Origin of the sequence: Hypericibacter sp., from assembly GCF_050729195.1 — a bacterium.
Lineage (GTDB): Bacteria > Pseudomonadota > Alphaproteobacteria > Dongiales > Dongiaceae > Hypericibacter.
On record NZ_JBOHKS010000247.1, the window covers coordinates 1 to 12,949 of the forward strand.

13 protein-coding genes are annotated in these 12,949 nt (G+C 66.0%); 11 read left to right on the forward strand and 2 right to left on the reverse strand.

Annotated features, from left to right (window positions below; all coding sequences use genetic code 11):
• The coding region (locus ACREE8_RS19595; RefSeq protein ID WP_431574694.1) for a PaaI family thioesterase at nt 1-486 on the forward strand (486 nt) is incomplete at its 5' end.
• 158 nt (nt 487-644) lie between these two features.
• A complete protein-coding gene (locus ACREE8_RS19600) occupies nt 645-1,226 on the forward strand; it encodes a TetR/AcrR family transcriptional regulator (RefSeq protein WP_431574695.1) in 582 nt (193 codons plus the stop codon).
• 15 nt (nt 1,227-1,241) lie between these two features.
• Here ACREE8_RS19600 and ACREE8_RS19605 read toward each other — a convergent pair whose 3' ends face one another.
• Nucleotides 1,242-2,354 (reverse strand): NADH:flavin oxidoreductase/NADH oxidase, encoded by a 1,113-nt coding sequence (locus ACREE8_RS19605; protein WP_431574696.1) that lies wholly within the window; start codon nt 2,352-2,354, stop codon nt 1,242-1,244.
• Nucleotides 2,355-2,864: 510 nt separating this feature from the next.
• Here ACREE8_RS19605 and ACREE8_RS19610 point away from each other — a divergent pair.
• The 9 genes from ACREE8_RS19610 to ACREE8_RS19650 all read left to right on the forward strand — a co-directional run bounded on the left by ACREE8_RS19610 (nt 2,865) and on the right by ACREE8_RS19650 (nt 12,263).
• On the forward strand, nt 2,865-3,611 hold the full coding sequence (locus tag ACREE8_RS19610) for an SDR family NAD(P)-dependent oxidoreductase (RefSeq protein WP_431574697.1): 747 nt from the start codon (nt 2,865-2,867) through the stop codon (nt 3,609-3,611).
• A 72-nt stretch (nt 3,612-3,683) separates the two neighbouring features.
• Complete coding sequence (locus ACREE8_RS19615) at nt 3,684-4,967, forward strand: MFS transporter (RefSeq protein ID WP_431574698.1); 1,284 nt, start codon at nt 3,684-3,686, stop codon at nt 4,965-4,967.
• 127 nt (nt 4,968-5,094) lie between these two features.
• A complete protein-coding gene (locus tag ACREE8_RS19620; protein WP_431574699.1) occupies nt 5,095-6,192 on the forward strand; it encodes a Gfo/Idh/MocA family protein in 1,098 nt (365 codons plus the stop codon).
• Nucleotides 6,189-7,148, forward strand: a complete 960-nt coding sequence (locus ACREE8_RS19625; protein WP_431574700.1) for a sugar phosphate isomerase/epimerase family protein — start codon at nt 6,189-6,191, stop codon at nt 7,146-7,148. Before ACREE8_RS19620 ends, ACREE8_RS19625 begins: the two co-directional genes overlap by 4 nt.
• Entirely contained in the window at nt 7,145-8,086 is a 942-nt protein-coding gene (locus tag ACREE8_RS19630; RefSeq protein ID WP_431574701.1) for a LacI family DNA-binding transcriptional regulator, read from the forward strand. Before ACREE8_RS19625 ends, ACREE8_RS19630 begins: the two co-directional genes overlap by 4 nt.
• Nucleotides 8,083-9,183 carry an ABC transporter ATP-binding protein gene (locus tag ACREE8_RS19635; protein WP_431574702.1) on the forward strand — a complete coding sequence of 367 codons (1,101 nt, stop codon included), beginning with the start codon at nt 8,083-8,085 and terminating at the stop codon, nt 9,181-9,183. Before ACREE8_RS19630 ends, ACREE8_RS19635 begins: the two co-directional genes overlap by 4 nt.
• Nucleotides 9,180-10,499, forward strand: a complete 1,320-nt coding sequence (locus ACREE8_RS19640; protein ID WP_431574703.1) for an extracellular solute-binding protein — start codon at nt 9,180-9,182, stop codon at nt 10,497-10,499. Before ACREE8_RS19635 ends, ACREE8_RS19640 begins: the two co-directional genes overlap by 4 nt.
• Before the next feature lie 22 nt (nt 10,500-10,521).
• Entirely contained in the window at nt 10,522-11,418 is an 897-nt protein-coding gene (locus tag ACREE8_RS19645) for a carbohydrate ABC transporter permease (RefSeq protein ID WP_431574704.1), read from the forward strand.
• Nucleotides 11,415-12,263 carry a carbohydrate ABC transporter permease gene (locus ACREE8_RS19650; RefSeq protein WP_431574705.1) on the forward strand — a complete coding sequence of 283 codons (849 nt, stop codon included), beginning with the start codon at nt 11,415-11,417 and terminating at the stop codon, nt 12,261-12,263. Before ACREE8_RS19645 ends, ACREE8_RS19650 begins: the two co-directional genes overlap by 4 nt.
• 22 nt (nt 12,264-12,285) lie before the next feature.
• Here ACREE8_RS19650 and ACREE8_RS19655 read toward each other — a convergent pair whose 3' ends face one another.
• Nucleotides 12,286-12,939, reverse strand: coding sequence for a hypothetical protein (locus ACREE8_RS19655; RefSeq protein ID WP_431574706.1), 654 nt, complete (start codon nt 12,937-12,939; stop codon nt 12,286-12,288).
• Nucleotides 12,940-12,949: the final 10 nt, after the last annotated feature.

The following is a 12,949-nucleotide window of genomic DNA, read 5'->3' on the forward strand; positions in this document are numbered from 1 at the left end:
GCGGCGCTCATCGGGAGCGCCGCCACGGGAATTCGGCAGGGAACCGCCTTGACCAAGAAGCAATGGAATCTCGAGAACATTCTCCCCCATGTCGCGACGCATCTGCCGTTGGCCGCGCTGTTCGGCATGGAGATCATCGCCGCTGAACCCGGGCGCAGCCGCGTCCGTCTCGTGGGCAATGAGCATATCCGGCGGCCGGGCGGGTCGATCGCCGGCCCCGTGCTCTTCGCCATGGCGGATGTCGCGACCTATGCGCTGACGCTCGCCCTCCGGCATGAGGAGACGGCCGTCACCTCGAGCCTGCTGATGAATTTCCTGCGCCCCGCCTTCGCGCCGCCGCTGATCGCCGAGGCCGTGCCGCTGCGCGCCGGCAAGAGCCTGCTCACCTACGACATCCGCATCTGGTCCGAGGCCGACGGTCCGGATCGGCTGATCGCCCAGGCGACGGCGACCTGGGTCGCGGCGCCGGGTGCGGCGCGATCCTGAGAGTCCGGGCGAACGAGATCGCCGTCACCCTCGCCGGCGGGTCGTGCAGCAAGCCAGGAAATAACGAAGCAACAAAGCCTTGGTGCCTCGTGCGGCCCGATGAGCGAGCCCTCCTTTCGCGCGCTTGACAGCCAACTATGGACGAACATATTAGAGCCATGCCCAAGCCCTCCAACCGCGAGAAGATCCTGACCGAAGGCATGCGGGTCGTGCACCAGCAGGGCTATGCGGGGGCGAGCGTGCGCGACATCGTGCAGGCGGCCGGCGTGCCGCAAGGCTCCTTCACCAATCACTTTGCGTCGAAGGAAGCCTTCGGTCTCGAGGTGCTGGATCTCTACTTCGCCAATGGCCAGCGCGTGATGCAGGAAACCCTGCTCAACGATGCGCTGCCGCCGCTGCAGCGTCTGCGCGGCTATATCGATGCGGGCATGAACCGCCTCAATCGCGACAGCATGCGCAATGGCTGCCTGTTCGGCAATTTCACCGCCGAGGCGAGCGGTCATAGCGAGGTCATCCGGCAGCGCGTCCTCGAGATCTTCGCCGAGGTGCAGCGCTCGATCGCCTATTGCCTCAAGGCTGCGGTGAAGAACGGCGAGCTGCCGAAGGATTTCGATTGCGACGAGGTCGCGGCCTTCACGGTCTCGGCGCTGCAAGGCGCCAACCTCTTGTCCAAGGCGCATCGCAGCCCTGAGCCCGTCGAACGGCTCAAGCGCATCCTCTTCGGAAAAATCCTGCGCTGAACCTCGCGGCGGCGCTCAGCGCCCGCCATTGACGACATTGCCGAACAGCGTCTTCTGGTCGTGCGGCGGGGCGCGCCAATATTGCGGCGGCGCCTCGACGCTGGCGCCGAGCTGCGCCGCCGCATGCCAGGGCCAGCGTGGGTCATAGAGCATCGCGCGCGCCATCGCGACCATATCGGCCTTGCCGCTCGCGACGATCTCCTCGGCCTGCGGCACGTCGGTGATCAGCCCGACCGCGATGGTGGGGACGCCGGTCGCTTGCTTGATCGCCTGGGCGAAGGGCACCTGATAGCCGGGTCCCAAGGTGATGCGCTGCGAGGGCGAGACGCCGCCCGAGGAGGCGTCGACCCAGGCGACACCGCGTTTCTTCAGCGCCTTCACGAATTCGATGGTCTGGGCGATGTCCCAACCGCCTTCGACCCAATCCGACGCGGAGACCCGGATGCCGACGGGCTTGTCCGCGGGAAACGCGGCGCGAACGGCATCGAACACTTCGAGGGGAAAGCGCATGCGATTCTCGAGCGAGCCGCCATATTCGTCCTCGCGCTTGTTGGGGATGGGCGAGAGGAACTCATGCATCAGATAGCCATGGGCGCCATGAATCTCGATCGCATCCATGCCGAGCCGGGCCGCGCGCTTGGTGGTCTCGACGAAGGCCTTGCGCACGCGGACGAGACCCGCCTTGTCGAGCGCCCGCGGCGGCGCCTCGCCCGGCTTCTGCTCGACGGCCGACGGGGCAAAAGGCACCCAGCCGCCTTGCGAGGGCGGAATCAGCTGGCCGCCATCCCAGGGGAGCTGGCTCGATGCCTTGCGGCCGGCATGGGCGATCTGCATCGTGACGGGGATCTTCGAGTATTGGCGGATCGCGGCCATGACGGGCCTCAGCGCCGCTTCGGTCGCATCGTCCCAAAGGCCCAGGCAACCCGGCGTGATGCGACCCTCGGGTTCGACAGCGGTCGCCTCGATGCAGAGCATGCCGGCGCCCGAGAGCGCCATGTGGCCCAGATGAATCATGTGCCATGCCGTCGCGCGGCCGTTATCGGCCGAGTACTGGCACATGGGCGAGATGACGATCCGATTGCGAAGCGTCAGGCCCTGCAGGGTGATGGGCGAAAACAATGCGCTCATGATGACTTCCGACGGTGAAGAGGAATGAGGCCATGATAGGGGAGCGAGTGACGAAAATGCGCGCGGCCGATTCTCCGAAACGACGGCGCGCGGTTTTCGTGATCGTCGCGATCGAAGGATTCAAGGAGCGCAGACCAGCTTCGCCATACTCGGTGAGCGCATCTTGGAGACTGGTGCCGTCGAGCCGGCATCGTCAGTAAAGCAGCGGCGGTCATCTTCCATCGTCATTTCTCGCTTTGGGTCGTGATCGACCCTCGGTCGTCGTTCGCGCTCCGTCGTCAGCCCTGCGAAAGCGGCGATCTATTTTGATCCGGCGCGACGGGCTTGAAGATGCGTCGGCGCTTTCGCGGGTGACGGCAGGGCATGAAGAGAAATATTAACTCTATGATATAACATGATTTAACAGAAAACTACAGACATCCATATTTTCACTTGACTGCATAATACGGCCGTCCATATTGAAGTCAATGCCGTTTTCACGCGGCTCCGCTTCTCAAAGGGAGACTCCCCATGGCCACCCCCGTCGTTCTCGTGACCGGCGCCCTCACCGGCATCGGACGTGCCACGGCTCTCGCTTTTGCCCAAGAGGGCGCCCGTCTCGTCGTCTCCGGCCGGCGTGACGATGCCGGCCAGGCGCTGGTGAAGGAATTGCGCGCGCTCGGCGGCGAGGCCGAATTCATCCGCGCCGATGTGCGTCAGGACGACGACGCGCGCAACTTGGTCGACAAGACTGTTGCGCGCTTCGGACGCCTCGATATCGCCATCAACAATGCCGGCACCGAGGGCAAGCCGGGTCCGGTGACGCAGCAGACCGCCGAGAGCTACGCCGACACCTTCGATACCAATGTGCTCGGCACGCTGCTCAGCCTGAAGCATGAGCTTCGCGTCATGCAGGGCCAGGGCAGCGGCAGCATCGTCAACATCTCCTCGACCTATGGCCATGAGGGCGCGCGCGGCGCCTCCGTCTATGCCGCCAGCAAACATGCGGTCGAAGGTCTGACGAAATCGGCGGCGCTCGAAGCCGCGGGCTCGGGTGTGCGTGTCAACGCCGTGGCACCGGGCCCGACCGACACGGGCATGCTCAACCGGTTCACCGGCACGGTTGAACGGAAGGCCGGGCTCGCTGCCACCGTGCCGCTCGGACGCATCGGCACGCCGGAGGAACTGGCCCACGCGATCCTCTTCGTCGCGTCGGACAAAGCGTCCTTCCTCACGGGCCAGATCGTTACGGTCGATGGCGGCAAGACCGCGGGGTAATGCCTGTCATCTGTGAGGGCGATATTGTCACGGTCCCCGCACCGCATTTCCCAAAGGGCTGATCGTTATTCCATGTCAGAGTTGAAACGCATCGGTCCCGCCACCGGGCTCGAGCCGAGCGCCTCGTCCGTCGATCAGGGAGTGGCGGTGAAACCCGCATCGGAAGCCTTGGCGCCATTCCATCACGCGCCGCTCTATTGGCTGGCGCTCGGCACCTTCGCGGTGGGGACCGAGGGGTTCATGATCGCGGCGATCCTGCCCGGGATCGCGACCGATCTCTCCGTCAGCGTGCAGGCGGCGGGGCAGCTCATGGGCGTCTTCGCGCTGACCTACGCACTGAGCTCGCCGATCCTGACGGCGCTGACGGGTGCCGTGAACCGGCGCAAGCTCCTGATCCTCTCCATGTCGGCCTTCGCGGCTGCGAATGTCGTCGCCGCCCTGGCCCCCCATTACGGCTCGCTCCTCGGCGCGCGGATCCTGCTGGCGCTCTCGGCCGGGCTCTATGTGCCCAATGCCAATGCGCTCGCCGGCGCGCTGGTGCCGCCGGAGCGCCGCGGCCGCGCGCTCGCCATCGTCGGCGGCGGGATCAGCCTGGCGGTGGCGCTGGGCGTCCCGCTGGGTGCCTTCATCGGCGCCCATTTCGGTTGGCGCATGACCTTCGTCGGCGTCGCGGTCCTCGCCTCACTGGCGCTGCTGGGACTGCTCTTCGGCATGCCGCGGGGGATCGGCGACGGGCTCGCGGTCGCAAGCTTGCGCGAGCGCATCACCATCGTGCGCCAGCCGGCAGCACTCCTGGCCCTCGGCACGACCGCGATCTGGGCGATGGGCGGCTACACGGTCTACACCTATGTGGCGCCCTTCCTCACCGCGACGACGGGCCTCGCCGGATCGAGCATCGGCTATGCGCTGTTCCTCTGGGGGGCCGCCGCCTTCTCGGGCCTCCTCCTCGGCGGTCACGCCAATGACCGCTTCGGCGGACGCCTGGTCATCTCGGTCACCCTGCCGCTCATGGGCTTGGCGCTCATCAGCTTCTCCGTTATCGCCCATAGCTTGACCGTCACCGCGGCGCTGGCGCCCTTGCTGGTCGCGATCGTCGTCTGGGGCATCACTGGATGGGGCTTCTTCCCGGCGCAGCAGGCGCGGCTCATCGGCATCACCGGGGTCAAGGGCGCCTCGATCATCCTCTCGCTCAACGCCTCCTTCATGTATCTGGGATTCTCGCTGGGCGCGGCGCTGGGTTCCTTCGTCCTCACCCAGGCCAGCCTCGCCGACCTGGGCTGGGTCGGCGGGCTCTGCGTGCTGGCCTCGTTCCTTCTCTACCTCGCCACCCACGACCAAGCGTCGCGGACCTCATAGCCCCCGGAGGCCCTTTCGAAGACAGGCCGCCCAGGGACCTGGGGATTTTATCCACATGCCCCCGTTGACGGCACATCGCGAGAAGTGTTGAATTCCGCCACTTGGATCGTTCCAATTGGGGGATTGGATGAAACGATTGCGGGTGGGCTTGGTCGGTGCCGGCCTCGTGGGGCAAGCCGAGCATGCCTTCTATCTCTGGGAAGAGCGCGAGCGCTTCGCCTTCGTGGCGTTGGCCGATGCCTCGGCCGCCGTGCGCCAGTCCGTGGGCGCGCGCTACGGGATCGAGGAGCTTCATCCCGACATCCAGGGACTTCTGGGCCTGCGCCTCGATGCCGTGGTGATCGCCGCCCCCGACCCTTTTCATCCGTCGCTCGCGGTCACGGCGCTTGAAGCCGGCTTGCATGTGATGTGCGAGAAGCCCCTGGCGCTCACGGTCGCCGGCTGCGACCAGATCGCGACGGCACGCGACCGTTCGGGCCGCGTGCTCCAGGTCGCCTACATGAAGCGCTACGACCCGGCGTTCCGGCGCGCGCTCGAGCTGCTGCCGCCCCGCATCGAAGATGTGAAGCTCATCTCGGTCGAGTGCAACGACCCCGATCAGGCGCCCTTCGTGGCGCATCTGCCGATGGTCGCGCCCGGCGATCTGCCGGCCGCGCTGCGCGACCAGTTTCGCTCGGAGAATGCGCGCCAATTGCGCGAGGCCGCAGGCGTGACGCCCGACGAAGCGGGCGCGCGGGCTCTCAGCGGCGGTTTCCTCTCCTCTCTCGTTCATGACGTGGCGGTGGTGCACGGAATCCTGGCTCACTATGGCCAGTCGATGCCGGCCGAGGCCGATCACGGCCGCCTCTTTGACGAAGGCCGTGGTGTCCAGCTCGGCTTCGGTCTGCCCAGCGGCGGCCGGGTCAGCATGACCCATCTCAATCTGCCGGGGGTGCCCGACTATACCGAGCGCATCACCGTCTATGGCACCGACCGCATCATCGAGCTGACCTTTCCCTCGCCCTATCTGCGCCATCTGCCGACGCGTCTCACGCTGCGGCGCGCGGGCGCCGCCCTCGCGCTCGAAACCACCGACTACCGCGTGAGCTACGAGGAAGCGTTCCGAGAAGAGCTGCGCGCCTTCCATGCCGCCGCGACCGGCCAGGCACCGGTGCAAACCACGCTCGAGCAGGCGCGCCGGGATGTCGAACTCCTGATCTCCGCATTCAGAAAGGCAGCCACATGAGAATTGGTGTCTTCTCGGATTCCCTCGCGAAGCTGGGGCGGCGAGATCTGTTCGCCTGGTGCGCCAAGCGCGGCATCACCGATATCGAGCTCGGCGTCGGCGCCTGGGGTCCCTGGCCACGGCCCCATCTCGATCTCGTCACCGTCGGCGAGCGCGCCGAACGCGACCGTCTCGCCGGGCAGTTGCGCGAATATGGCATCCGCCTGGGCGCCGTGAACGCTGCCGGCAACCTGCTGCATCCCGATCCCGCCAAGCGCGCCGATGCGCAAGCCCGCTTCAAGGCCGCGGTCGAGCTCGCGGTGGCGATGGGCGTCGACCGCGTCATCACCATGAGCGGTTGTCCTGCTGGGGCCGCCGGCGGCGCGCTCGGCGTCTTTCCCTGCTGGGCCACGTCGGCCGATGACGAGCGGCTCTTCACCTGGCAGCTCGAGCATGAAGTGGGCCCGTTCTGGCGTCAGACCAGCGATTGGCTCGCCCAGGAAGCGCCTGAGGTGATGGTCTGCCTGGAGATGCATCCGGGCGTGACGATCTTCAGCAGCGCCGGCTTCGAGGCGCTGCTTCCCTATATCGGCCGCAATGTCGGCCTCAATATGGATCCGAGCCATTTCTGGTGGCAGGGCATCGACCCCGTCACCGTGGTCGAGGCGTTCGGCGACCGGATCGGCTGGTCGCATGGCAAGGACACGATCCTTTATCCCGATCGCATCCGGCGCCATGGCGTGTTGCATTTCGCGCCGCCCGCCGATCCGTCTCAGGCGCCCTGGCATTTCGCATCCGTGGGCGAGGGCCATGACGATGCGACCTGGGTGACGCTGTTCAATGCCATGCGGGCCGCGGGCTATGACGGGGTGATCTCGATCGAACATGAGGATCCCCGTTATGACGGAGAGGAGGGCACGCAGCGCTCGGTCGATGGTCTGCGCCGCGCGCTCGGGCGCCTCGAGGCCGCGGCGTGACCACCCTGATCGATGTCGCCCGGCGAGCGGGCGTCTCGAAATCGACGGTCTCCAACGTCATTCGCGGCGAGGCGCTGGTGGCGGATGCCACCCGCGAACGGGTCGAGCGGGCGATCGCCGATACCGGTTATCATCCCAATGCCATCGCGCGTGCGCTCAAGGTGCGCAGCAGCAAGGTGATCGGCATCGTGGTGCCGGACCTGACCAATCTCTTTTATGCCGAGTTGGCGGTGGGGGTGGAACGCGCGGCCAATGCACTTGGCTTCGCGCTCCTCGCCGCCCATACCGATTGCTCGCCCGCGACCGAGGATGAGGCGGCGCGTGCGCTGATCGAGCGGCGGGTGGATGGCGTCGTCATCGGCGGCGCCTCGCTCGGCTCGTCATTGCCGAAGACCCTGCTCGATCGCGAGATCCCGGTGGTCCTCGCCTCCTTCGGCGAGCCCGACGATCCCCGATTGGGCGTGATCGATCATGACGACCAGACCGCCATGGAGGAGATCGTCGATCACCTCTATAAGCTGGGCCATCGGCGGATCGCCTTCGTGTCGCAACATCTGCGCGAATATTCTGGCGAGCGTCGGCGGCTCGGCCTCGCCAGCGCCCTCGCGCGACGCGGGCTGGCGCCGGTGGTGCTCGATGACGGCGCGACGGCGGTCGTGGCGCATAACGACATGCATGCGATTGCGACGATGGACCGGCTCGAGCGCCGAGGCCTGCGCGTGCCGCAGGATGTCTCCGTGGTCGGCTATGACGATGTGCCCCTCGCTTCGCATTGCCGCATCAAGCTCACCACGGTCAGGTCCGATGCCGAGGAGATGGGCCGGCGCGCGGTCGAGCTCCTGCTCGGTGCCGCGCGCGAGGGCCGGCATGTTTCCCATCGTGAGATGCAGAGCAATCCGCTCGTGATCCGTTCCACCACACAGAGACCGCCGCTGTGAGCGGGGTCCGCTACGAGGCGATCGAAAAACGCTTTGGCGTTTTTGCGGCCCTGCACGCCCTCGATCTCGAGGTCCCCGACCATAAGTTTCTGGCGCTGCTGGGTCCCTCGGGCTGCGGCAAGACCACGGCGCTTCGAATCCTGGCGGGCCTAGAGCTGCCGACCGCCGGCCGCGTCCTGATCGGCGAGCGCGACGTCACGCATCTGCAGCCGCGCGATCGCGACGTGGCGATGGTGTTCCAGAGTTACGCGCTCTACCCGCATATGACCGTCGCCGAGAACATCGCTTACCCCTTGCGGATCCGCAAGACCGCGGCAGCCGAGCGCGACCGGATGGTGCGCGATGTCGCGGGCGCGCTCGAGGTCGATCATCTGCTCGATCGCCATCCGCGCCAGCTCTCCGGCGGCCAGCGCCAGCGCATCGCGCTTGCCCGCGCGATCGTGCGCGACCCGGCCGCCTTCCTGATGGACGAGCCGCTCTCGAATCTCGATGCGCGACTGCGCCTCTCGATGCGTGGCGAGATCAAGCGGCTCTGCCACAAGCTCGGAGCGACCACGCTCTACGTGACCCACGATCAGGCCGAAGCGCTGACCATGGCCGATCTGGTCGCCGTGATGCGCGATGGCGAGCTGCAGCAGCTGGCGCCGCCGGCCGAGATCTATGATCGGCCGGCCAACCGCTTCGTCGCGACCTTCGTCGGCAGCCCGCCGATGAACATTCTGCAGGCAGCCGTGGATGTCGCCGGCCTCCATCTGGGTGGCGCCACGATGCTGCTGGATACCGGCAGGATCGCGGCCTGCCGCGCCGGTTCGGTGGCCGAGTTGGGAATCCGGCCCGAAGATGTCCGACTCGTCGAACCGGGTCAGCCGGCGGCGCTGTCGGGCGAGGTCTATGTCGTCGAGCCCATGGGTAACGAGACGCTGGTCGACCTGCGCGTCGGCGACGAGCGTCTCACTGTGCGCGCCAACCGGGGATTTACCGCACCGATCGGATCGACGATCGGTGCTCGCTTCGACTCCGGCGATGCGTGCTTCTTCGACGCGTCCGGTACCACGGTGGTGCATCGCACACCCAACAATAAGGGAGGAGAGAGATGAACGACTTTCAGTCCCTTCGGCGGCCCATCCGCCGACGGACGGTATTGCAAGGCGGCGCCAGCCTGGCGTTGGCGACGGCCTTTGCGGGAACGAGCAGGGTCGCGGAGGCAGCGGGCGGCAAGGTCATCATCGGCGCCTTCGCCGATGGCGGTCTGACGCCGTTCAAGGAGAAGATCATTCCGCTGGCCAAGGCGCAGGGATTCGACATCGAGTACCTCGAGGACGAGTACGGCGTCACGCTCGAGAAATGGTTCGCCGACGCGAAGAACGCCGCGGGCCAGTACGATCTCTATCTGCTGGACGATCCGTGGGTGCCGCAGTTCGGTGCTGCCGATCTGCTCGAGGATCTGGGCGCCGGCGGCATCAACGGTGGCGACGGCGACTGGATCAAGTCGCTGATCGATATGGGCTGGTGGCCGCCACAGCAGGGCCCGCGCGTGATGGGCTTCGAATCGGCCACGCCGAAGCTGATCTGCGTGCCGTTCGTCGGCGATCTGCAGACCCTCACCTATCGCAACGACGTCTATACGAAGGGTGCGCCGGCGACCTGGGATGAACTGCTCGAGGTCGGGAAGGCCGGCGTCGCGGCGGGCAAGATCAAGTATCCGATCGTGTTCCGCGGCGTCAGCGGCAACCCGATCGTCACGAGCTGGTATCCGATCTTCCTTTCCTATGGCGGCGAGTTTTTCGACGACAAATGGAAGGTCGCGTTCAACTCGGCGGCGGGAAAGGCCGCGGCCGACTTCTTCGTCGGCCCGCTCAAGCAGAACGCGCCTCCGGGCGTGGTCGAGTTCGATTCCGACCAGGAAGGTGCCGCCATCCTCGGCGGCGATGCCGGTGCCATCATCCAATATTCCGGCAACGCCCTCAAAGCCGACGATCCGACGCAGTCGAAGGTCGTGGGCAAGCTCGATTTCGGCGTCGTGCCCAAGAAGGAGAAGGCGATCGCCCAGATCGGCATCTTCATCGCGGGCGTGCCGAAATCCGCACCCAACAAGGCGAACGCGATCGCTTTCCTCAAATGGTATGTGAGCGCCGGAATCCAGGCCAAACTGGCCGAAGCGGGCTCCATTCCGGTCAAACGCACCGCCTTCGCGGTCAAGGATCCGGGCAATCGCCTGATCCCCGTGGCCTTGAAGCAACTGGATTCGGGTGCGTTGCCGCGGCCGCGTACACCCGATTGGGCCAAGGTCGAGGAACTGCTCGGCATCGAGCTCAACAAGGCACTGCAGGCCGGATCGGGCGGCGGTGCCGCGCTCGATGTGGCGGCGCAGAAGGTGACCGAGTATCTGACGCAGATGGGCTACTACAAGTAAGGCGCCATCGATGAAGGGGGCGATGCGATCGGCACGCCGCGCCAGGCTGCAGGGGGCAGGGTTCGATCTGGCCCTGCCCTACCTGCTGCTTGCGCCCAGCGTGCTGATCGTGTTTGCCGTCCTGATCTATCCGCTCTGGGACGGTCTGCGCGCCAGCACCCAGTTCTGGCGCTACGGCAAGCCGATCAACAATATCGGCCTCGACAATTACATCGCGCTCTGGAGCGATGCGCAGTTCCTCAATTCCCTCTGGGTGACGGTGCGCTTCGTCGGCCTCTCGGTCGCGATCGAGACCGTCCTCGGCCTCGCGCTGGCATTGTTCTGCCTGCGCGAGTTTCGCGGCATCCGGTTGCTCCGCACCGTTCTGATCGTGCCGATGGTGATCACCCCTGTCGTGGTCGCCATTGTCTTCCGGCTCATCTACGCCAGCGACGCCGGCATGCTCACGGCCTTCTCGGAGCATCTGGGCGGCACGCCGGTGCAGATTCTCGGCGATCCCTTCCGGGCGTTCCTGGCGCTGGTGGCGCTCGATGTGTGGGAATGGACGCCGCTGATGTTCCTGATCCTGCTGGCGGGTCTCCAGTCTCTCCCGACCGAGCCCTTCGAGGCGGCCCGCGTCGATGGGGCGGGCGCCTGGCGGACCTTTGTCGATCACACCCTGCCGATGCTGCGCCCCGTGCTCGCCATCGCCATCGTGCTGCGCTCGATCGACGCCTTCGGCACCTTCGACCAGGTCTTCGTGCTGACACGCGGTGGACCCGGCGAGGCCACGCGGTTGATCTCGATCTATGGTTACGACACCGCCTTCAAATTCCAGCAGACCGGCTTCGCCGCCGCCATGTTCGTTACCATGGGGTTGATCATGCTGGCGCTGGCGCTCGCGGCCGTACGGCTGTTGCGCCGGGCGGGCCCGACATGATGGGGACCGCCCATCGCCGGCGGGTATGGGCGATGGGCCTGGCGCGGGCCTTCGTGACCGGATTTCTGCTGCTGATCGTGCTGCTGCCGATCTACTGGATGGTCGCGGCCTCGCTCAAATCGAACCAGGAAATCACCCAGGACGCGACGCTCTACCCGCATTCGCCTTCCTTCGACAATTATCGCCACCTCTTCTCCGAGCGCGAGTTCGGTGCCTACATGATGAACTCGTTGGCGGTGACGGCGGCATCGGTACTGCTGTCGCTGGTGGTGGGCTCGCTCGCGGCCTATGCGATCGCGCGTTTCCACCTTCGCTTCCGTATGGAGCGCGTGGTGGGCCTGTCGCTCCTGACCTTGCGGATCGTGCCACCGGTCGTGATCCTGATCCCCGTCTATCTCCTGATGCTCTCTCTCAACCTGCTCAACACCTGGCTCGGGCTGATCATCACCTACACGGCGCTCAACATCACCTTCTGCGTCTGGATGATGGAGAGCTTCTTCCGCGAGATTCCCGTCGATCTCGAAGAGGCGGCGATGGTCGACGGCGATTCGCGCCTGACCGCGTTCCGGCGCATCACCCTGCCGCTCGCGGCACCGGGCATGGCCGCGACCGCAATCTTCGCCGTCATCGTCACCTTCAACGAATTCCTGTTCGCGCTGGTTCTGACCGCCACGCCCGCCGCGATGACCATGCCGCGCGGCACCGCGACCCTGATCGGTCGCATCGACACCGACTGGGCCTCGATGTCGGCGGCCGGCGTCGTCGGCGCGCTCCCGATCGTGGTCTTCGCGCTTCTGGTCCAGCGCCATCTGGTGCGCGGCCTCACCATGGGCGCGGTGAAGTGATGCCGATTTGGCCCGGCTGGGCTCACGGCAGCTGCTTGTCGAGCTCCGCGAGATTCCGGATCGGACGTGGCATTTGCCGCGCCATCATGTTCCAGATCAGGAAACCGAGAAGAACGATGGGGATGAAGGGCACGATCATGCGACCCCACCAGGGCTCTTCGGTCAGCACGAAGATCGATATGCAAAGGGCGGCCAGGACCAGGATCCCGATCAGCACCGGTCCCAGGATCGCCGAGAATTTCGACACGCCGCGCTCGACCCGATTCTGAAAACCCGAGGCCACCATCTGGCCGGCGAATACGCGCACCGTCACGGCATAATTGACGCGATGCTCACTTAACGGCGTCAGATCGAGCGGCTTGGCGGCGCCCTGCCGCCAGATCACGGTCTGGTAGATCTTGCTGTATTTGGTCTCTTCGTAGCCGATCCGGAGGCGCTGGATGTCTTTGGGCGCCAGCCGGATCTGGCCGGCCTTCTCGCCGATCAGCTCGAGCCGGCCCTCGCGGCAGTCGACCCAGATATAGTCGCCGACAAAGCCTTCGCGCTTCAGGGCCCGCGTCGTGATCGCGTGGAAAGCCGGCCCCGTCTCGCTCGCCGCCATGATGCCAGCGCCCCCTTGCTGCGATTTCATCCCACCCCACCATCGAATATAGCGGGTGAGCGCCGTAATCTGCATCGCTTATCCC